The organism is Variovorax sp. Root473, from assembly GCF_001426505.1.
GTDB lineage: Bacteria > Pseudomonadota > Gammaproteobacteria > Burkholderiales > Burkholderiaceae_C > Variovorax.
In genome coordinates, this window is sequence record NZ_LMEV01000017.1 from 771,135 (window position 1) to 791,497 (window position 20,363).

Sequence of the window (20,363 nt, forward strand, 5' to 3'; positions counted from 1 at the left end):
TCAGTTCGGAAGGAAGTCCAGGGTGACGTAGTCTTCCGGCTTGCCGCGTGTGGATGCGTCCATGCCGCCGTACTGCACCAGCAGGTCGAGCGAGTCGTTCACGTTCTTCATCGCCACGCGGAACGGGCGCTGGTTGGCCGTGTCCTTCGTGTGATAGAGCGCCACGCTCTGCTTCATGCCGACGATGAGCGTGTCGCGCACGCCGGCCTTCGGGTTGGCCTTGAGCATCGCGTCCACGGCCGCCTCCGGGCTTTTCTCGGCAGCTTCGGCAGCCTTGGTGGAGGCGCGCATGAAGCGCTTCACCAGGTCGGGGTTCTCGGTCAGCAGGTTCTTGTTGGTGATGATGCCGGAGCTGATCTGGTTCACGCCCGAGTCGGCAAAGCGGATCGGCGTCACGGGCTTGCCGGTGGCGTCCTGCAGCTTGATGGCCTGGTCCATCACATAGCCCAGCAACAGGTCGGCCTGGCCGTTCGTCACCGCATTGAGCTTGGTCTGGCCGTCGCCCGAGACGATCTTCACCTGGTCGGGCTTGATGTTGTTGACCTTGAGGAACAGCGGCCACATCTGCGACATCGAATCGCCGGGCGTCACGGCCACGGTCTTGCCGATGATGTCCTTGGGCGTCTTGATGTTCTTCTCGGTGAAGCCCATGACCGACATCGGGCTCACCTGGAACAGCACGCCGGTCGACTTGAGCGGCGCGCCCTTGGCGGCGGCCTTGATCATGGTCGTGACGTCGATGTAGCCGAAGGTTGCCGACTTGGCGGCCACCGCCTGCGCGGTGACGGCGGAGCCGCGGCCTTCCTGGATGTCCAGGTCGATGCCTTCCTCGGCATAGAAGCCCTTTTCCTTGCCGAGGAAGAAGGGCGCGTGCTCGCTGTAGAGGTACCAGTTGAGCATCAGCGTGACCTTGTCCTTGGGCTTGTCCGCCTGGGCATGGGCGGGTGCGATGGCGAAGGTCGCGAAGGCCGTGACGGCGACGGCAAGCATCGAGGGAAGCAGTTTCTTCATGGCGTTGTCTCCGGGAGTTTTGTGGGTATGACGAAGGATTTCAATGCACGTGGCGTTGCGATGCATGCCACGGAATCATCACGCGCTCGACCAAGTCGACGGCGACGAAAAGGATCACGCCGATGCTCGACAGCACGACGAGCGCGGCGAACATCAGGGGCAGGTCGAAGTTGCCGTTCGCCACCTGCAGCACATAGCCGATGCCCGAGTTGGAGCCGACGAATTCACCGACCACGGCACCCACCACGGCCAGCGTGACAGACACCTTCAGGCCGCTGAAGATCGCGGGCAGGGCCTGCGGCAGGCTGATCTTGAAGAAGGTCTGCAGGCGGCTGGCGCCCATCGAGCGGGCGAGGTCGAGCATGTCGGGCTCGACCGACTTGAAGCCCATCACCGTGGACACCACCACCGGGAAGAAGCCCAGCAGGAAGGCGCTGATCACCTTGGGCAGGATGCCGAAGCCGAACCACACCACGAACAGCGGCGCGATCGCCACCTTCGGGATGCTCTGCGAGAACACCAGCAGCGGATACACGTACGACTCGACCAGCCGCGAGTAGGCGATGACCATCGCGATCGGAATGCCGATGACGATCGTCAGCCCAAAGCCGCCCAGCGTGGCAAGCGTGGTCTTCCAGCTTTCGGCGAGCAGGCGCGGCCATTCGGCGACGAGCTGCTTCACGACCTCCCACGGCGGAGGAATCAGGTAGGCCGGAATCTTGAAGAGGCGGATCGCCAGGTCCCACAGCACCAGCAGCAGCAGGATCAGGAAGAACGGGCGCAGGGCCGGGGAGAGCAGGAGCTTGCGGAACATGGCGACGACCGGGTGCCTCTTTTGTTTTGTCGACTACGGCTGCACCGACAGGCCGGCGGCCTTCACGAGCTGCGCATTGCTGGCGATCTCGTCCTTGATGTAGGCGTCGAACTGCTCGGGCTTGAGCGTCCAGGCGTCGGCGCCCAGCTTGAGGAAACGCTCCTTCACCTCGGGCGTGGCGAGCGCCTTGGCCACTTCGTCGTGCAGGCGGTTGACGATGTCGCGCGGCGTCTTGGCGGGCGCCATCATGCCGATCCAGAAATTGAACTCGGAGCCCGGCACGCCGGCCTCGGTGGTGGTGGGCACGTCGGGCAGGGCGGCGGCGCGCTTGGGCGAACCCACGGCCAGCGCGAGCAGCTGGCCGTCCTTGATCTGGCCGATGACGGGCGCGATGGGCGAGAAGTAGTAGTCGACGCGGCCCGACAGCACTTCGGTGACGGCCTCGCCCGATCCCTTGAACGGGATGTTGGTCGCATCGATCTTCGCGGCCATCTTGAACTTCTCGGCGTTCAGGTGCGTGGCGCTGCCCTGGCCGGCGGAGGCGAAGTTCATGCTGCCGGGCTTGGCGCGCGCGGCGGCCAGCAGCTGCGGCAAGGTTTTGATGTTCTTGCTGGGCGAGATGACCAGCGCGTTGGGCAGCGACGAAATGGGCGTGACGCCCGCGAAGTCGTGCAGCGTGTCGAACGGCAGCTTGGCAAAGGTCGAGGGGCTCACCGTGTGCGACGACGAATGGATCATCACCGTATAGCCGTCGGGCGCGGCCGTGGCCACCGCCTGCTGGCCGATGGTGCCGCTGGCGCCGCCGCGGTTGTCGATGACCAGCGTCTGGCCCATGCTGGTGCTCATCTTGTCGGCGATGGCGCGGGCAATGATGTCCGTCGTGCTGCCGGCGGCGAAAGGAACGATCACGCGGATCGGCTTGGTGGGGTAGCCGTTCTGCGCTGCGGCGAGACCCGGCAACAGGGCGGCGATGCAGGTCAGCGAGGCAAGGACGGTGGTGCGTGCAGTGCTGGCAAAGGGCTTCAAGGGGTGTCTCCGCGCGGTCGGGCCGCATTCTGGGATCGGTCAATTCACCAATGAGTGAATTGCGGATTTTAGAAACGGCAGCGCCGCAGCGTCAACGGCGGCTGCCTAGTGAATACCCGGAGAGCGAGAAGGTGGGTGGGCGCGCCCGCGGCGGGCGCGCGCCGGTCGGCCAGGTCAGTGCAGGACGTAGCCCAGCACGAGGTCGGTCATGTGCGAGAGGCGTTGCGCCATCGCCTTGGGAGCTCGCAGGTCACGCCCGAAGATGGCCGACAGCGTGTGGTTGTTCGAGAGGTAGAAGTAGCACAGCGACGCGATGGAGATGTACAGCTGCACGGGGTCGACGCCTGCGCGAAAGAGGTTGTCTTTCTTGCCGCGCTCCAGCACGGTGTCGAGCAGCTGCACCAGTGGCGAGTTCATCTCCTGGATGCGGTCGGAGCGCTTCAGGTGCGACGCGCCGTGCAGGTTCTCGCTGTTGAGCAGCGTGATGAACTCGGGATGCTCCAGGTAGTAGTGCCAGGTGAACGACACCAGCTGGCGGATCGCCTCGACGGGTTCGATCTCGTCCAGGTGCAGGCGCTGCTCGGCGGCGCGGATGTCCGCATACACGCGCTCCAGCACGGCCAGGAACAGGTCGTCCTTGCTGCCGAAGTAGTAGTAGATGAGGCGCTTGTTCAGGCCTGCGCGCTCGGCGATGCTGTCCATGCGCGCACCGGCCAGCCCGCGCGCGGCGAACTCGTCGCGCGCCGACGCGAGGATGGCCAGCTGCGAGCGGTCGGCGTCGCGCGAGCGCGGCTCGAGCGTTTCGGGCAAAGAGTCCTTGAGGGCCTTCATGACGCGAATTTAACCAATTGGGGAATTAAGACAAGGCGTGGAAGGCAGGCACACATAATCGCCGGAGACATTTGCAACTGAGGTTCGAACTTTCCATGAGTACATCACAACCCGCGGGCCACCTGATCGTCGAGTGCCTGGTCGAACAAGGCATGCAACTCGCCTTCGGCGTGCCGGGCGAAAGCTTCCTGGCGGTGCTCGACGGCTTTCATGCCTACCGCGAGCGCGCGCGTTTCGTGGTGAACCGGCAGGAGGGCGGCGCGGCCTTCATGGCCGAGGCGCACGGCAAGCTCACGGGGCGCCCGGGCGTGTGCTTCGTGACGCGCGGGCCGGGCGCGACCAATGCCTCGATCGGCGTGCACAACGCGTTCCAGGACTCGACGCCGATGGTGCTGTTCGTGGGCGACGTCGGCAGCGACTTTCGTGACCGCGAGGCCTTCCAGGAAGTGGACTATGCGAGCTTCTTCGGTCCGAGCACCAAGGGCTTTGCCAAGCGCGTGGAGCGCATCGACGATGCCGACCGCATTCCCGAGTACATCGCGCGCGCCTTCTCCACCGCCATGAACGGCCGGCCGGGCCCGGTCGTGCTGGTGCTGCCCGAAGACATGCTGCGCACCGAGACGGCCGCGCGGCCGCTGGCGCGCGTGGAACCGGTCCAGCCGTGGAGCGACCCGGGCGCGCTGCGCACCTTGCGCGAGCTGCTGCTGAAGTCGCAGCGCCCGTTGGTGATCGCCGGCGGTGGCGGCTGGACGACGCAGGCTGCGCAGGCGCTGCAGCGCTTCGCCGAGAACTGGCGCCTGCCGGTCGCGAACGCCTTCCGTTTCCAGGACACCTTCGACAATCACCATCCGCTGTATGCGGGCGACGTGGGCATTGCCATCAACCCGAAGCTCGCGCAGCACGTGAAGGACGCCGACCTGGTCCTGGCCATCGGCCCGCGCCTGGGCGAGATGACGACCGGCGGCTACACGCTGCTCGAAGCGCCGAAGGCCAGGCAGACGCTGGTGCACATCCACGCGAGCGCCGAGGAACTGAACCGCGTCTACCAGGCCGATCTGGCGATCAACGCCGGCATGAGCGCCGCGGCGCGCAGCCTCGAGGTGCTGAGCGCGCCGCCCTCGCTGCCGTGGGAGGCCTGGACGCAGCAGCTGCACGCGGACTACGAAGCCTGGCTGCAGCCGCAGGCGCTCGCCGGCATGCCTGCCGAAACGCCGCGCGGCGCGGTCGACATGGCGGCCGTGGTGGCGCTTCTGCAGAAGCACCTGCCGGCGGATGCGGCCATCACCAACGGCGCAGGCAACTTCGCGAGCTGGGTGCATCGCTACTTCCGCTACCACGGGCTCGCCAAGGGCGCCAAGACGCAGCTGGCACCCACCAGCGGGGCGATGGGTTACGGCGTGCCGGCCGGCATCGCGGCGAGCATCGCCACCGGGCGCGTGGCCTTCACCATCGCGGGCGATGGCGACTTCCTGATGAACGGGCAGGAGCTGGCGACGGCCTCGCAACACGGCGGCAAGAGCATCGTCGTGCTGCTCAACAACGGCATGTTCGGCACGATCCGCATGCACCAGGAACGCGAGTATCCCGAACGCACCAGCGGCACCGCGCTGCGCAACCCGGACTTCTGCGGGCTGGCGCGTGCGTACGGTTACGCCGCCGAGCGCGTCACCGAGACGGCGCAGTTCGAAGCGGCGCTGCTGCGCGCGCTGGCGGCCGACACGGGCACGCTGATCGAGATCCCGCTCGACCCCGAAGTGATCACCACGCGCGGCACGCTGGCGTCGATCACGCGTGCGGCGAAGCAGCAGGCACAGGGCTGAGCGTCGCGCGATGGCGGGTCACCTCGTCGCGCAGCGCGGGCGAGCGCAGTTCGAAGGCATCGAACAGGCCCAGCGCATCGAGCGTGGGGACGAGCGACAGCAGGTCGTCGCGTGCGATGCGGCGTGCGTCGGCGGGGACGTTGGCGTCTTCGAGCACGCGCACATTCGCGAGGAAGGCGCCGACCGAGCCCTTGCGCACGGTGTGGCCGTCGATGACGGTGAAGTCCTGGCCGTCGGGAATGATGTCTTGCGCTTTCATGGCGGTTCCTTGGTGAAGATGCATCCGATGCTAGGCAGCAGAGGGGCGCCCGGCTTGCGCCGCGGGGCCAATCGATACCGCCCGCGGGCCAGTGGCCATGGCGGTTGAGTCGCCCGCGACGCTCTGGCGTGACGCGCACGAAGCAGCGCGCGTCACGGGCTACCACGCGCACGCGACCGGCCAGTTGTTCGCGCTGCGCGAAGGCCTGCAGGTCATCCAGACGCCGGCAGGCCGCTGGGTGCAGCCGCCGGGATGGATCGGCTGGATCGCACCGCGCTGCGCCCATGCTGCGCAGAGCTTCGGTGCGACGGCCGGTTGGAGCCTGCACATCGATGCCTCGGCTGCAGCAGCCTTGCCGGACGGGCCGCACGTCTTTGCCGCCACGTCGCTGGTGCGCGAGCTGGTGGCGCGGCTGATGTCGCTGGAGCCATCCGATGCGCTGCTGGAGTCCCGCCGCGCGCGATTGGTGGGTGTGCTGATCGACGAGCTGGCGGCCGGCGGGCGCGAGTCGCTGCACTTGCCCATGCCGCAGGACCCGCGTCTGATGGCCATGGCGAGCGCCCTGGCGAACGATCCGGCGGTGGCCGACGGCCTCGACGACTGGGCCGATCGCATCGGCATGGCCCGCCGCACGCTCACGCGCCGCTTCGCCGCCGAGACCGGCTGGAGCTTCACGCAGTGGCGCCAGCAGGCGCGCTTGCTGAAGGCGGTGGAGCTGCTGAGCCTGGGCGAGTCGGTGACGGCCGTGGCGCTGACGGTGGGCTACAGCTCGGTGAGCGCCTTCATCGAGGCCTTCCGCAAGCATTTCGGCTGCACGCCGGCGCGCTTCTTCGAGGCGGATGGAGGCTTGCTGCAGGCGAAAAAAAAGCCCGCATGAAGCGGGCTTTCTGACTCAGGAGCACGAGGCCCCCGAATGCTTACTTGACGTGCTTGCCAATCAGCGCAGCCAGTTCGAACATCGAGACCTGGGCCTTGCCGAAGATTTCCTTCAGCTTGGCGTCGGCGTTGATGTTGCGCTTGTTGGCCTTGTCTTGCAGGTTGTTCTTCTTGATGTAGTCCCACAGCTTGCTCACCACGGCGGTGCGCGGCAGAGGCGTCGAACCGACCACAGCGGCCAGTGCCGGGCTGGGGGTCAGGGCCTTCATGAACGCAGCGTTGGGGGTGCGCTTCTTGGCGGGAGCGGCCTTCTTTGCAGGAGCAGCCTTCTTCGCCGGTGCAGCCTTCTTTGCAGGAGCAGCCTTCTTGGCGGGTGCCGCTGCCTTCTTGGCCGGAGCGGCCTTCTTTGCGGGAGCCGCAGCCTTCTTCGCGGGAGCGGCCTTCTTTGCCGGAGCTTTCTTGGCCGGAGCCTTCTTTGCAGTTGCCATGGTTGATTTCCTTTTTTGGTTGAACGTTCACCAATGAAAAACTTGCGTCTCCAGTGGCAGTGCGGATGCTAAATGAGAAAAAACGCGTTTCCAAGGGAAAAAGCGCTTTTTTCATTGGGAGCTGTTGTTTTTTCAGAGGGGAGAAGGGGCGTTGTTCACGTTCGTCGCCCCGGCCACGTCGCCAGCACCACGCCCACGAGGGCGATCACGAACGCAAGCAGCTGTGGCGAAGTGAGCTTTTCGCCGAGCACGAGCACGCCCACGAGGGCTGCGCTGACGGGCAGCAAGACAGTGAAGACACCCGCTTGTGCCGCTGGTACGTGGCGAAGTCCGGTCATCCACAGCCACACGGTCCAGATGCTGGCGGCCAGTGCGTAGGCCACGAGCAGCGCCCATGTGCCGAAGCGCACGGCGGTGAAGTCGAACTGCAGCGCGAACCAGATGCCGAAGGGCATCGACAGCGCGAAGCCCCAGAGGTTGATGAGCGAGGCGATGCGCTTGGGGCCCAGCTTGCCGGTGAGCGACTTGCCGATCACCGCGTAGGCGGCTTCGCAGAGCACCGCGCAGAACACAAGCAGGTTGCCCAGCCAGGGCATCGACGGCGCTGCGGCCCCACTGCTGGTGGCGGCCGGCGCATGCGCGGGCGTGAGCGCGAGCAGGCCGATGCCGAGCGCGGCACAGCCGATGGCCAAGCCGATGCGCACCGTGATGCGCTCGCGCAGGAAGAGCCAGCTCGCCACGGCGACCGCTGCAGGGATCGACGCCATGATCACGCCGGCCGACACCGCGCTGGTGAGGCTCACGCCAAACAGCATGCAGATCGAGAACAGGAAGTTGCCGAGGAAGGACTCGAGGAAGACGAGCCCGCGCGTGCGTGTGCTCATGGGCGGCTCGTCGGGCCTGCGCTGGAGCCAGTGGGGCATGGCGAGCGCCGCGATGCCGAAGCGCAGCCACGCCAGCAGCAGCACCGGGAAGGCCGCTACCAGCGGCTTGGAAAGGGCGACGTAGATGCCGACGAGCGACATGCTCAAGGCCAGGCAGCCGTAGGCCACGAGGCGGCCGGAGGTGGAAGCGGCGGGGTTCAATAGACTGGGCGCTGGTTGTTGATCGGATGGATTCGATGATGCCCCACGTTCTTGTCTACGGCACGCTGCGGCGCGGCGGGCGCAACGACATCGCGCGCTACCGGCCGGCGCCGGTGTTCGTCGGCGAGGCCGTCATTGCCGGCACGCTGTACGACCTGGGTGCGTACCCGGGCGTGGTGCTCGGCGGGGCAGGGCGCGTGAAGGGCGAGATCTACCGCATCACGCCGGAGGTCGAGCGTGATCTCGACCGGCTCGAAGAAGTGGCCGACGACGACTCGGGCGAGTACATCCGGCGCAGCGTGCGTGTGGCGGTGGGCACGCAATCGGTCGACTGCCTGGTCTACGAGATCCATCCGACGCGCATCGCGGGCCGCCATGTGATCCACAGCGGCGACTGGATCGCGCATGCGGCGTGAATTGCCGCGAAAGCGCGCTTGTTTTCACAACTGAAAGAGCGATTCCGCATCACGAAAAAGTGTGCTGCTGCGCCGCAATATTTTTTCTCGATATGAGAAAAATAATTTCTCATTGAGAAATATCTCTGTAAGTTGTTGATTTTGTTGATTCAAAAATATGTCTTCTATAAGACATAAGAGTCTGCAATCGGATTACAGTGACTCCACGGCCGCAACGCCAACCTTCAACCAACCTCACGGAGTGAACATGCCCCAGACCCTGAACGAACAACTGAGCCGCGAACAGCAAATTGCCGCCCTCGAAAAGGACTGGGCCACCAACCCGCGCTGGAAGGGCGTGAAGCGCGGCTACAGCGCCGCCGATGTGGTTCGCCTGCGCGGTTCGCTGCCCATCGAGCACACGCTGGCCAAGCGCGGCGCTGAAAAGCTCTGGGCCAAGATCAACGGCGGCGCCAAGAAGGGTTACGTGAACGCCTTCGGCGCGATTTCCGCCGGCCAGGCCATGCAGCAAGCCAAGGCCGGCCTGGAAGCCGTGTACCTGTCGGGCTGGCAAGTCGCCGCCGACGGCAACACCTCGGAAACGATGTACCCCGACCAGTCGCTGTACGCCTACGACTCGGTGCCGACGATGGTCCGCCGCATCAACAACACCTTCAAGCGCGCCGACGAAATCCAGTGGGGCCGCGGCATCAACCCGGGCGACAAGGAATTCATCGACTACTTCCTGCCGATCGTGGCCGACGCTGAAGCCGGCTTCGGCGGCGTGCTCAACGCCTTCGAACTGATGAAGAACATGATCGCGTCCGGCGCTGCCGGCGTGCACTTCGAAGACCAGCTGGCCGCCGTCAAGAAGTGCGGCCACATGGGCGGCAAGGTGCTCGTGCCGACGCAGGAAGCCTGCGAGAAGCTGATCTCGGCACGCTTTGCCGCCGACGTCATGGGCGTGTCGACCATCGTCCTGGCCCGCACCGACGCGGAAGCCGCCAACCTGATCACGTCCGACCACGACGCCAACGACAAGCCTTTCCTGACCGGCGAGCGCACGCAGGAAGGCTTCTACCGCGTCAAGAACGGCCTGGAGCAAGCCATCAGCCGCGGCGTTGCCTACGCCCCTTACGCCGACCTGGTGTGGTGCGAAACCGGCGTGCCGGACATCGGCTTCGCCCGTGAATTCGCACAAGCCGTGCACGCCGCCTGCCCCGGCAAGCTGCTGTCGTACAACTGCTCGCCGTCGTTCAACTGGAAGAAGAACCTGGACGACAAGCAGATCGCTTCGTTCCAGGAAGACTTGTCGGCGCTGGGCTACAAGTACCAGTTCATCACGCTGGCCGGCATCCACATCAACTGGTTCAACACCTTCCAGTTTGCCCACGCGTACGCCAACGGCGAAGGCATGAAGCACTACGTGAACATGGTGCAGGAGCCCGAGTTCGCCGCACGCGACAAGGGCTACACCTTCGTGTCGCACCAGCAGGAAGTGGGCGCAGGCTACTTCGACGACGTGACCACCGTGATCCAGGGCGGCTCGTCCAGCGTGAAGGCGCTGACCGGTTCGACCGAAGAAGAGCAGTTCCACTGAGCTGCCTTCGCTGATCGCTGAGTGACGGCGCGCGGCGCTGTCGGCCACAAGCCCGGTCCCGTGCCGGGCTTTTTCATGGGCGTTCCGACGAATGGACGAGGCCTCACGGCCTGAGCAGGCAGCGGCTAGAATCGCCGACTCTGCACTCAACAAGAGCGAGAAAGGCACCTTGGTTATGACACCGCGAACTACCCCGCAAGGATTCAGCGGCTTTTTCTTCTTCGAAGGAAAGGGCCGGTAGCCCCGCGCTCGCTGGTTTTTCCAGCGCACCAACCAAGCAAAGCGCGGCATCCACCGCGCTTTTTTGTTTTTCTCCCCGAGGTTTTCACATGATCCAGATCACGCTCCCCGACAACTCGCGCCGCGAGTTCCCCGGCCCGGTTTCGGTGGCCGAAGTGGCCCAGTCCATCGGCCCCGGCCTCGCCAAGATGACGGTGGCCGGCAAGATCGACGGCAAGCTCGTCGATGCCAGCGACGTCATCGACCGCGACGCCAGGCTGCAGATCATCACGCCCAAGGACGACGAGGGCCTGGAGATCATCCGCCACTCGACGGCCCACCTGGTCGGCCATGCGGTCAAGCAGCTGCACCCGACGGCCAAGATGGTCATCGGGCCGGTGATCGACGAAGGCTTCTACTACGACATCTCGTTCGAGCGCCCGTTCACGCCCGAGGACATGGCCGCCATCGAGGCGCGCATGCGCGAGCTGATCGCGCAGGATTACGACGTGATCAAGAAGATGACGCCGCGTGCGGAAGTCATCGAGGTCTTCAAGTCGCGCGGCGAGGACTACAAGCTGCGCCTCGTCGAGGACATGCCCGACGAGCAGGCCATGGGCCTGTACTACCACCAGGAGTACGTCGACATGTGCCGCGGCCCGCACGTGCCGAACACGCGCTTCCTGAAGGTCTTCAAGCTCACGAAGCTGGCCGGCGCCTACTGGCGCGGCGACGCCAAGAACGAGCAGCTGCAGCGCATCTACGGCACGGCCTGGGCCGACAAGAAGCAGCTGGACCAGTACATCCAGCGCATCGAGGAAGCCGAGAAGCGCGACCACCGCAAGCTGGGCAAGGAACTCGACCTGTTCCACATCGACGAAGTGGCGCCGGGTGTGGTGTTCTGGCACCCCAAGGGCTGGGCGGTCTGGCAGCAGGTCGAGCAGTACATGCGTGGCATCTACCGCGACACGGGCTACTGGGAAGTGAAGGGTCCGCAGATCCTCGACAAGAGCCTGTGGGAGAAGACGGGTCACTGGCAGAACTACCGCGACAACATGTTCACGACGGAGTCGGAGAAGCGCGAGTACGCGCTCAAGCCGATGAACTGCCCGGGCCACGTGCTGATCTTCAAGAGCGACCTGCGCAGCTACCGCGACCTGCCGCTGCGCTACGGCGAGTTCGGCCAGTGCCACCGCAACGAGCCCAGCGGCGCGCTGCACGGCATCATGCGCGTGCGCGGCTTCACGCAGGACGACGGCCACATCTTCTGCACGGAAGACCAGATCCTCGACGAATGCATCGCCTACACGGCGCAGCTGCAGAAGGTCTACGCCGACTTCGGCTTCACGGACATTCTCTACAAGGTTGCGACGCGGCCCGAGAACCGCGTCGGTTCCGACGAGCTGTGGGACAAGGCCGAGCACGCGGTGATGGAGTCGCTGCGCCGCTCGGGCGTGGACTTCGTCATCTCGCCCGGCGACGGCGCCTTCTACGGCCCGAAGATCGAGTACACGCTGCGCGACGCCATCGGTCGTCACTGGCAGTGCGGCACGATGCAGGTCGACTTCAACACGGCCGAGCGCCTGGGCGGCGAGTACGTCACGGAATCGAGCGGTCGCGCCCACCCGGTGATGCTGCACCGCGCCATCGTCGGCAGCCTCGAGCGCTTCATCGGCATGCTCATTGAACACCACTCCGGCGCGATGCCCGCATGGCTTGCTCCGGTGCAGGTGGCGGTGCTCAATATCAGCGAAGGACAGGCCGATTACGCTGCGCAAGTTGCGAAAACGCTGCAAAATCAAGGGCTTAGAGTTCAGCTTGATCTGCACAACGAAAAGATTACGTATAAAATACGGAAGCATTCGTTGCAAAAGCTCCCTTACATCCTCGTCGTGGGTGACAAGGAAAAGGAGGCTGGTGCCGTCGCAGTGCGCGCCCGAGGCAACCAAGACCTCGGTGCAATGTCCCTCGAATCGTTCACGCAACGGCTCGTCCAGGACGTTGCTGACAAGCGTTGATTTGTCTCTGAAACACTCCATATGTTTCTCTGCCAATTCGTGCCGCCTGTCCGCGAAGACTGAGCGGCGATCGCTACAGATTTTGTAGCAAACTTTGAAGGATTCTGACCATCGCTACTGCATTTCGCGACCGCCGCCACCGCGAGGAACGCCAACACCGCCTGAACCGGGAAATCATGGCCCCGGAAGTCCGCCTGGTCGGCCCGGAAAACGAGCCATTGGGTGTCATGAGCCTTTCCGAGGCCTTGCGCCTTGCGGGTGAGGCCGACGTGGATCTGGTGGAGGTCGTTGCTGCGGCCAATCCGCCCGTGTGCCGCCTGATCGAGTACGGAAAGTTCAAGTACCACGAGCAGAAGAAGGCCGCCGAGGCGAAGTCGAAGCAGAAGGTCATCGAGGTCAAGGAAATCAAGTTCCGGCCCGGTACCGACGACGGCGACTACAACATCAAGATGCGCAACATCAGGCGCTTTCTTGAAGAGGGCGACAAATGCAAGATCACGCTGCGCTTCCGCGGCCGCGAGATCACGCACCAGGAACTCGGTCTGGCACTCTTGCAGCGCATTCGCGACGAGTTGGGCGACACGATCATGGTCGAGCAATTCCCGAAGCTGGAAGGCCGCCAGATGATCATGATGATCGCGCCGGGCCGCAAGAAGGTCGGCAGCGCAGCGCCGAAGCCGACGGCAGACGCTGCGCCGGCAGCAGCGCCCACGGCAACCGCCTGAGGCGTTGGCAGTAGACGGGTTTTGAAGGGATTTCGCCCTGGCCCGCATTTCGAAAGAAGTGCAGGCGGGGGCGAGATAAAGAAGTGTCTCGGGGCCAACAAGTCCGTGGAGTATCCGCGGCGCCTCACGAGCACAAACTAAAGGAGCATTCATATGCCCAAAATGAAGACCAAGAGCAGCGCGAAAAAACGTTTCCGCGTTCGTCCCGGTGGCACCGTCAAGCGCGGTCAAGCCTTCAAGCGTCACATCTTGACGAAGAAGACCACCAAGAACAAGCGTCACCTGCGTGGTGCAGTCGCAGTGCATGAGACCAACATGGTCTCTGTCGCCGCCATGCTGCCCGGCCGTGGCATTTAATTCAGACGAACAAGGAGTAAACACATGCCTCGCGTCAAACGTGGTGTAACGGCTCGCGCCCGCCACAAAAAAGTTCTCGNGTCTTCCGCGTCGCCAAACAGGCGGTGATGAAGGCTGGGCAATACGCCTACCGTGACCGCCGTACCAAGAAGCGCGTGTTCCGTCAGCTGTGGATTGCGCGTATCAACGCCGCCTCGCGTGAACTGGGCCTGACCTACAGCCAGTTCGCCAACGGCATCCGCAAGGCCGGTATCGAGATCGACCGCAAGATGCTGGCGGACATCGCCGTGCACGACAAGGCCGCTTTTGCCGGCATCGTGGAGCAGGTCAAGGCCAAGCTGGCTGCTTGATTTTGCACAGCAGGTTGCCGTCTCCGGACGGCTTCTTGCGCCCACGGCTCAAGGGCTGGCGCTTGAAAAGGCTCCAGCTCTTTTTTATTTCCCCTCGAAGATTTTTGTTGCTATGAACGAGTTGGACTCCCTGGTCGACACCGCACGCGCCGCCTTCGCCGAAGCGAAAACGCCCGCAGAGCTCGAAAACGCCAAGGCCCAGTTCCTTGGCAAGTCGGGCCGCATCACCGAGCTGATGAAGGGCATGGCCGCGCTGAGTGTCGAAGAGAAGAAGTCCCGCGGCGCCGCGATCAACGTCGGCAAGCAGGCCATCGAAGCCGCACTGACCGACCGCCGCCAGCAACTCGCCGACGAAGAACTCTCGCTGCAGCTGCGCGCCGAAGCGCTCGACGTGAGCCTGCCCGGCCGCCACCGCGCCGGCGGCGGACTGCACCCCGTGAGCCGTACGCTGGAGCGCATCGAGGAAATCTTCTCGAGCATGGGCTTCGACGTGGCCGACGGCCCTGAAATCGAGAGCGACTGGCACAGCTTCACCTCGCTCAACAACCCGCCGAACCACCCGGCGCGTTCGATGCAGGACACCTTCTACGTCGACCTCAAGGGCGACGACGGCATTCCCTACAACCTGCGTCCGCACACCAGCCCGATGCAGGTGCGCTACGCCCACCAGCACACCAAGAAGTACGCGGCCGAATTCGCCGCTGCTGCCGCCGACACCACCGGCACCGTGAAGGCGCCCGAGATCCGCGTGATCGCACCGGGCCGCACCTACCGCGTCGACAGCGACGCCACGCACTCGCCCATGTTCCACCAGTGCGAAGGCCTGTGGCTCGGCGAGAACGTGAGCTTCAAGGACCTGAAGGTCGTCTTTACCGACTTTTGCCGCACCTTCTTCGAGCGCGACGACCTCGTGCTGCGCTTTCGCCCGAGCTTCTTCCCGTTCACCGAGCCGAGCGCCGAGATCGACATCCAGTTCGCGAGCGGCCCGCTGGCCGGCCGCTGGCTCGAAGTCGCCGGCTCGGGCCAGGTGCACCCGAACGTCGTGCGCAACATGGGTCTGGACCCCGAGCGCTACATCGGCTTCGCCTTCGGCATGGGCCCCGACCGGCTCACGATGCTGCGCTACGGCGTGAACGACCTGCGTCTCTTCTTCGACGGCGACCTGCGTTTTCTCTCGCAGTTCCAGTAAGAGCAAGCACGCCCCTCCACAGATAGAAAAACCAGATCGAGATCGAAGAGATGCAATTCCCGGAATCCTGGCTGCGCGAGTTCTGCAACCCGCCCCTCGACAGCGCCGCACTGGCCGAAACGCTCACCATGGGCGGCTTCGAAGTCGAAGAGCGCCGTCCGGTGGCGCCGCCTTTCACGCGCATCGTGGTCGGCGAAATCAAGGAAGCCGTGCAGCACCCGAACGCCGATCGCTTGCGCGTGTGCCAGGTCGACGTGGGGCAGGGCGCCTTGCTGAACATCGTGTGCGGCGCGCCCAATGCGCGCGTCGGCATCAAGGTGCCGTGCGCCCTCGTCGGCGCCGAACTGCCGCCGGGTGAAGACGGCAAGCCCTTCCTCATCAAGCTGGGCAAGCTGCGCGGCGTCGAGAGCCAGGGCATGCTGTGCTCGGCGCGCGAGCTGAAGCTGAGCGAAGACCACGGCGGCCTGCTCGAACTCGACGCCGACGCGCCCCTCGGCGCCGACGTGCGCGACGTGCTCAAGCTCGACGATGCGTTGCTCACCCTCAAGCTCACGCCGAACCTGGCGCACGGCCTCAGCGTGTACGGCGTGGCGCGCGAACTCGCGGCGCTCACGGGTGCACCGCTGAAGACGCCGGCCATCGCGCCGGTGGCTGCGTCGTTCGCCGACGTGTTGCCCGTCAAGGTCGATGCACCCGACCTGTGCGGTCGTTTTTCCGGCCGCATCGTGCGCGGCGTGAACACCAAGGTCGCGACGCCGGCCTGGATGATCGAGCGCCTCGCGCGCTGCGGCCAGCGCAGCGTGACGCCGCTGGTCGACATCTCGAACTACGTGATGTTCGAGTACGGCCAGCCCAGCCACATCTTCGACCTCGACAAGATTCATGGCGGCCTCACGGTGCGATGGGGCAAGGCGGGCGAACAGCTCAAGCTGCTGAACGGCACCACGATCACGGTTGACGAAAAAGTCGGCGTGATCGCCGACGACCGCGAGGTCGAATCGCTCGCCGGCATCATGGGCGGCGACGCCACCTCGGTGACCGACGACACGCGCAACATCTACGTCGAGGCTGCGTTCTGGTGGCCCGAGGCCGTGCAAGGCCGTTCGCGCCGCTTCAACTTCTCGACCGACGCCGGCCACCGCTACGAGCGCGGCGTCGACCCGAGCCGCACGGTGCAGATCATCGAGCGCATCACGCAACTGATCGTCGAAATCTGCGGCGGTGAAGCCGGCAAGATGGACGACCAGACGCTGCGCCTGCCCGAAGCCGCGCCCGTCACGCTGCGAGTGGCCCGTGCCGCGCGCGTCATCGGCATGCCGCTGACGCAGGCGCAATGCGCCGACGCGCTCAACCGCCTGGGCTTCGCCCTCGTCGAAGGCGAAGGCACGTTGACCGTCACGCCGCCGCCGCACCGCTTCGACCTGCTGATAGAGGAAGACCTCATCGAAGAAGTGGCGCGCCTGATCGGCTTCAACAACCTGCCGACCACCGCGCCGCTCGCGCCGATCACGGCCCGTGTGCGTCCCGAAGCGCAGCGCAGTCGCTTTGCGGTGCGTCGCAGCATCGCAGCACTGGGTTACCAGGAAACCATCAACTTCAGTTTCGTCGAGGCCCATTGGGAGCAGGACCTGGCGGGCAATGCCAATCCGGTCAAGCTGCTGAATCCCATTGCCAGCCAGATGAGCGTGATGCGCTCGTCGCTGCTCGGCTCGCTGCTGCAGGTGCTCAAGTTCAACCTCGACCGCAAGGCACCGCGTGTGCGCGTGTTCGAACTGGGTCGCGTGTTCCTGCGCGACGACAGCGTTGTCACTACCGACAGCACCGTGCGCGGGGTGAACCAGCCCATGCGCGTGGCCGGCCTCGCCTGGGGCGATGCTGAAGCGTCGCGCTGGGATGGCAAGCCGCAACGCGCCGACTTCTATGACGTCAAGGGTGACGTCGAAGCGCTGCTCGCGCCGCGCGTGCCGACCTTCGAGGCGGCCGAGCATCCGGCGTTGCACCCCGGCCGTTCGGCCCGTGTGCTGCTGGACGGCCAGGCCGTGGGCTTCATCGGCGAACTGCATCCGCGCTGGCGCCAGAAGTGGGACTTCACGCAAGCGCCCGTGCTGTTCGAACTCGACCTCGACGCCGTCACGGCGCGTCCCGTGCCCGTGGCGCAGCCGGTGCCCAAGCTGCAGGCTGTCGAACGCGACATCGCGGTGGTCGTGGCCGAAGCGGTGTCGCACGATGCGCTGATGCAAGCCATCCGCGCGGGCGCGTCCGCCTCGGGCCTGCTGCGCGATGCAACGCTGTTCGACATCTACCGTCCGCAGCCGTTGCGAGAAGGCGCCGTCGCGGCGCCGGGTGCATTGGCGCCGGGCGAGAAGAGCATGGCCGTGCGCCTGGCCTTCCAGAGTGATGTCGCCACGCTGACGGACGAGCAGGTCGAGCCTGCAATCCGTGCAATCGTCGAACAACTGGGCGCCACCCTGGGCGGCCGCTTGAGAGGATGAAGATGAACGCCGCCGAATTCACGCTCGAAGCCCTCGAAACGCCGGCGCTCACCAAGGCGCACCTGGCCGACCTGCTGTTCGAGCAGATCGGTCTGAACAAGCGTGAGTCGAAGGACATGGTGGAGGCGTTCTTCGAGCTCGTCGCCAGCAGCCTCATCGAAGGCACGGACGTGAAGATCTCGGGCTTCGGCAACTTCCAGATCCGCGTGAAGGCGCCGCGTCCCGGGCGCAACCCGCGCACCGGCGAAGCCATTCCGATCGGTGAGCGCCGCGTGGCCACTTTCCATGCGAGCGCCAAGCTCAAGGAGCAGATCCAGGGCAGCGTCGAGCCGCAGGACGGTACATCGGAAGTCGAGTGGAGCCTGGGCGCGGAATAGTGCTTGGTGCTGCGCCGCCGCGTAGAGTAATCTATGAGGTTTCCCGCGCACGGTCTTGATTTCAATGGAAATAATGGAGAAAGCGCTCCCGCCGATTCCAGTCAAACGCTACTTCACCATCGGTGAGGTCGGCGAACTCTGCGGTGTGAAGCCGCACGTGCTGCGCTATTGGGAGCAGGAGTTCACGCAGCTTCGCCCCATGAAGCGGCGCGGCAACCGCCGCTACTACCAGCACCACGAGGTGCTGATGATCCGCCGCATCCGTGACCTGCTCTACGACCAGGGCTTCACCATCAGCGGTGCACGCAACAAGCTGCAGGAGCTCACACAGGGTGAGCGCGATCGCCGCAAGGCAGGCGAAGTGCCGCTCGAAGGCCTGGAGGCCATCGAGATCGGCCAGGAAGAATTCGACGCGGCCGTGCAGGACGAACCCGGGCCCGCCGCAGCCGCGCAGACGGTCGACCTGTCGCAGTTGTTGCACCTTCGTCGCGAACTCTTTGAAATTCGTGAGCTGTTGACCGTCGGGCACTGAATTTAGCCCGCTATAATCGAGAGCTTCGGTGTGTGGCGCAGCCTGGTAGCGCACTTGCATGGGGTGCAAGGGGTCGAAGGTTCGAATCCTTTCACACCGACCAACAAAACGTCCAAGGGCGTCCGGTTTCATCCATCGGACGCCCTTTTTCATTGGTGAGCTGGGGAGCGGATGTCCACGGTCGTACACTGAAATCCAGTGACAGCCAGCATCAAGTGGGGGTACAGGTGGGGGTTCAAACCCCATGGGCCTCTAAGCTGGCAGTTTTGTACCCCCAGTCTCCTCGACGTAGCCATGCCATTGACCGATGCTGCTGCTGTTGACCGGCGAGCGCATCGATGCGCAGGAGGCGCTGCGCATCGGGCTGGTCAGCCGGGTGGTGCCGTCACCGGATCTCGCGACGGCCGCGCGTTCGATCGCGCAGCGCATCGCCTCGAATGCGCCCCTGGCCGTGGTCACCGCCAAGAGGCTGGCCCAGGTCGGCCGGGAGCTGCCGTTGACAGCCGGCCTCGAGCTGGAGCAGCAGAGCTTCGGCAACCTGCGCGATTCCGCCGATCGGATCGAAGGGCGCCGTGCCTTCGCGGAAAAGCGCGCGCCGAGTTTTCAAGGACGCTGACCCCTGCGAACCGCACCGGGCGCTTCACGTCGCTCAAGATCATTGGACGGACCTGACCCAGGACGCCGAGAAATTCGCCGGCACGCGTGCCATGGCCCGGCAGCACCGCTTCGACGTGAACGCGCTCGCTGCATGGCTCGAAAGCAACCTCGATGGGTTCACGGGCCCCCTCACGGTGGAGATGTTCAAGGGCGGGCAATCCAACCCGACCGACAAGCTCGTGACGCCCACGCGTAGCTACGCGATGCGCGCCAAGCCGGTCCCCGTGGCAAAGCTGCTGCCTTCCGCGCACGCGGTGGAGCGCGAGCTCAAGGTCATGCGTGCCCTTGCCGGCACCGGCGTGCCGGTGCCGCGCATGCACTGCCTCTGCGAAGACGAGTCGGTCATCGGCCGTGCCTGCTGCATCATGGAGTTCGTCCAGGGCCACGTGTTGTGGGACCTACGACGAGATGAACCGCGTGATCGCCGCCGTGCATGCGGTGAAGTTCGCGCAGCACGGCCTGGCCGATTTCGGAAAGCCCGGGAACTATCTCGAGCGCCAGATCGGTTCGCTGGAGCAAGCAGTACGTTGGAGATGACGGCCAGCTGGCCTCGACCGGTTACTGCGTTGGTCACCGCATGGGCGACGATCATGTGGTGTTTTGCATCGACTGCGGCCTGGACAAGCTGCCCCTCGGTGTATCTGCTCTTTCCCATGTCCGCCATTCTCCAAGTTGACGGACTTCACTGCCATTACGCTGGTACGGCTGGAAGGGGGCAGGTCATGAAACGTAGTGTGTGCACTTCCAAGTGCTGACACACAGGCACACGCAATGTGCGCCGGAAGGAACGCGCCGAGCGAACAATTCCTTGGTCCTCTACCCAAGCTCAATTAACTACCAAGGAATTTGTCATGAAGCTCTCCCGAATCACCAGTGCTGCCTCGTTCTCAGTCCTCATCGCTCTCACCGCGGCACAGGCCCATGCCGAAGAATATGAAGGTGTGCTGCAGACGCACTCGACGCTCAGCCGCAGCGACGTTCGTGCCCAGGCCGTTGCCGCTGCGCATTCCGCAAATCCGTATGCGGAAGGCGCCTCTTCAGTTGTGATCGCGGCGTTGCCGTCTCCGCGTGACCCCTCCGCCGCGCGGTCTGAATCCCGCGCAGTCGCTCACGCACCGGGCCAGAACCTTTATGTCGAGGCCTTCGTAAACAGCCGGGTGCCGGTCCAATACCGCATTCACGGGGTGCTCCCGACGCGTCAGGCTGGAATCGCCGACGGCGTCACCCTGCGCTGAACGTCGG

20 protein-coding genes, 1 tRNA gene and 2 pseudogenes are annotated in these 20,363 nt (G+C 64.9%); 16 read left to right on the forward strand and 7 right to left on the reverse strand.

The window, feature by feature from the left end; translation table 11 throughout:
• The 4 genes from ASD34_RS16875 to ASD34_RS16890 form a co-directional block, all read right to left on the reverse strand.
• Positions 1-1,011 (reverse strand): ABC transporter substrate-binding protein, encoded by a 1,011-nt coding sequence (locus tag ASD34_RS16875; protein WP_056579710.1) that lies wholly within the window; start codon positions 1,009-1,011, stop codon positions 1-3.
• A 40-nt stretch (positions 1,012-1,051) separates the two neighbouring features.
• Positions 1,052-1,825 (reverse strand): ABC transporter permease, encoded by a 774-nt coding sequence (locus ASD34_RS16880; RefSeq protein WP_056579712.1) that lies wholly within the window; start codon positions 1,823-1,825, stop codon positions 1,052-1,054.
• Positions 1,826-1,858: 33 nt separating this feature from the next.
• The gene (locus tag ASD34_RS16885; protein ID WP_056579714.1) at positions 1,859-2,851 is read right to left on the reverse strand and encodes a tripartite tricarboxylate transporter substrate binding protein; all 993 of its coding nucleotides are present in this window, start codon (positions 2,849-2,851) and stop codon (positions 1,859-1,861) included.
• Between the two features lie 174 nt (positions 2,852-3,025).
• A complete protein-coding gene (locus ASD34_RS16890; protein ID WP_056579716.1) occupies positions 3,026-3,682 on the reverse strand; it encodes a TetR/AcrR family transcriptional regulator in 657 nt (218 codons plus the stop codon).
• Between the two features lie 95 nt (positions 3,683-3,777).
• Here ASD34_RS16890 and ASD34_RS16895 point away from each other — a divergent pair, with 95 nt between their 5' ends.
• Positions 3,778-5,502: a thiamine pyrophosphate-binding protein gene (locus tag ASD34_RS16895; RefSeq protein WP_056579718.1), complete on the forward strand. Its 1,725-nt coding sequence runs from the start codon at positions 3,778-3,780 to the stop codon at positions 5,500-5,502.
• Here the strand turns inward: ASD34_RS16895 and ASD34_RS16900 are convergent.
• A complete protein-coding gene (locus ASD34_RS16900; RefSeq protein WP_056579720.1) occupies positions 5,468-5,761 on the reverse strand; it encodes a hypothetical protein in 294 nt (97 codons plus the stop codon). The genes ASD34_RS16895 and ASD34_RS16900 overlap by 35 nt on opposite strands.
• A 97-nt stretch (positions 5,762-5,858) precedes the next feature.
• On the opposite strand from ASD34_RS16900, the gene ASD34_RS16905 reads away from it, so the two are divergent.
• Positions 5,859-6,638, forward strand: a complete 780-nt coding sequence (locus ASD34_RS16905) for an AraC family transcriptional regulator (RefSeq protein WP_056579723.1) — start codon at positions 5,859-5,861, stop codon at positions 6,636-6,638.
• A gap of 40 nt (positions 6,639-6,678) precedes the next feature.
• On the opposite strand, the gene ASD34_RS16910 is transcribed toward ASD34_RS16905, so the two are convergent.
• Together ASD34_RS16910 and ASD34_RS16915 are read right to left on the reverse strand one after the other, a co-directional pair.
• Entirely contained in the window at positions 6,679-7,125 is a 447-nt protein-coding gene (locus ASD34_RS16910; protein ID WP_056579726.1) for an SWIB/MDM2 domain-containing protein, read from the reverse strand.
• Between the two features lie 155 nt (positions 7,126-7,280).
• Positions 7,281-8,210: a DMT family transporter gene (locus ASD34_RS16915; protein ID WP_056579728.1), complete on the reverse strand. Its 930-nt coding sequence runs from the start codon at positions 8,208-8,210 to the stop codon at positions 7,281-7,283.
• Positions 8,211-8,245: 35 nt separating this feature from the next.
• Between ASD34_RS16915 and ASD34_RS16920 the strand changes: the two genes are divergently transcribed.
• The 14 genes and pseudogenes from ASD34_RS16920 (at position 8,246) to ASD34_RS16985 (ending at position 20,356) form a co-directional block, all read left to right on the forward strand.
• A complete protein-coding gene (locus ASD34_RS16920) occupies positions 8,246-8,626 on the forward strand; it encodes a gamma-glutamylcyclotransferase (protein ID WP_056582434.1) in 381 nt (126 codons plus the stop codon).
• A 247-nt stretch (positions 8,627-8,873) separates the two neighbouring features.
• Positions 8,874-10,205 (forward strand): isocitrate lyase, encoded by a 1,332-nt coding sequence (aceA, locus tag ASD34_RS16925; RefSeq protein WP_056579731.1) that lies wholly within the window; start codon positions 8,874-8,876, stop codon positions 10,203-10,205.
• A gap of 329 nt (positions 10,206-10,534) precedes the next feature.
• Positions 10,535-12,442 carry a threonine--tRNA ligase gene (gene thrS / locus ASD34_RS16930; protein ID WP_056579733.1) on the forward strand — a complete coding sequence of 636 codons (1,908 nt, stop codon included), beginning with the start codon at positions 10,535-10,537 and terminating at the stop codon, positions 12,440-12,442.
• Positions 12,443-12,543: 101 nt separating this feature from the next.
• The gene (infC, locus tag ASD34_RS16935; protein ID WP_082548760.1) at positions 12,544-13,167 is read left to right on the forward strand and encodes a translation initiation factor IF-3; all 624 of its coding nucleotides are present in this window, start codon (positions 12,544-12,546) and stop codon (positions 13,165-13,167) included.
• A 153-nt stretch (positions 13,168-13,320) separates the two neighbouring features.
• The gene (gene rpmI / locus ASD34_RS16940) at positions 13,321-13,524 is read left to right on the forward strand and encodes a 50S ribosomal protein L35 (RefSeq protein WP_007832497.1); all 204 of its coding nucleotides are present in this window, start codon (positions 13,321-13,323) and stop codon (positions 13,522-13,524) included.
• A gap of 80 nt (positions 13,525-13,604) precedes the next feature.
• Positions 13,605-13,874 (forward strand): annotated as a pseudogene (rplT, locus tag ASD34_RS16945) (50S ribosomal protein L20); the annotation flags it as partial.
• Positions 13,875-13,986: 112 nt separating this feature from the next.
• Positions 13,987-15,063: a phenylalanine--tRNA ligase subunit alpha gene (pheS, locus tag ASD34_RS16950; RefSeq protein ID WP_056579739.1), complete on the forward strand. Its 1,077-nt coding sequence runs from the start codon at positions 13,987-13,989 to the stop codon at positions 15,061-15,063.
• Positions 15,064-15,113: 50 nt separating this feature from the next.
• Complete coding sequence (gene pheT / locus ASD34_RS16955) at positions 15,114-17,555, forward strand: phenylalanine--tRNA ligase subunit beta (RefSeq protein ID WP_056579741.1); 2,442 nt, start codon at positions 15,114-15,116, stop codon at positions 17,553-17,555.
• Between the two features lie 2 nt (positions 17,556-17,557).
• Positions 17,558-17,932 (forward strand): integration host factor subunit alpha, encoded by a 375-nt coding sequence (locus ASD34_RS16960; RefSeq protein WP_056582445.1) that lies wholly within the window; start codon positions 17,558-17,560, stop codon positions 17,930-17,932.
• A 73-nt stretch (positions 17,933-18,005) separates the two neighbouring features.
• Positions 18,006-18,464: a MerR family transcriptional regulator gene (locus tag ASD34_RS16965; protein ID WP_056579742.1), complete on the forward strand. Its 459-nt coding sequence runs from the start codon at positions 18,006-18,008 to the stop codon at positions 18,462-18,464.
• A 26-nt stretch (positions 18,465-18,490) separates the two neighbouring features.
• A tRNA-Pro gene (locus tag ASD34_RS16970) sits at positions 18,491-18,567 on the forward strand.
• Between the two features lie 204 nt (positions 18,568-18,771).
• Complete coding sequence (locus tag ASD34_RS16975) at positions 18,772-19,080, forward strand: enoyl-CoA hydratase/isomerase family protein (RefSeq protein ID WP_235510097.1); 309 nt, start codon at positions 18,772-18,774, stop codon at positions 19,078-19,080.
• A 91-nt stretch (positions 19,081-19,171) separates the two neighbouring features.
• Positions 19,172-19,650, forward strand: a pseudogene (locus ASD34_RS28595) (phosphotransferase family protein); the annotation flags it as partial.
• A 322-nt stretch (positions 19,651-19,972) separates the two neighbouring features.
• On the forward strand, positions 19,973-20,356 hold the full coding sequence (locus ASD34_RS16985; RefSeq protein WP_056579744.1) for a hypothetical protein: 384 nt from the start codon (positions 19,973-19,975) through the stop codon (positions 20,354-20,356).
• The last annotated feature ends 7 nt before the right edge of the window (positions 20,357-20,363 follow it).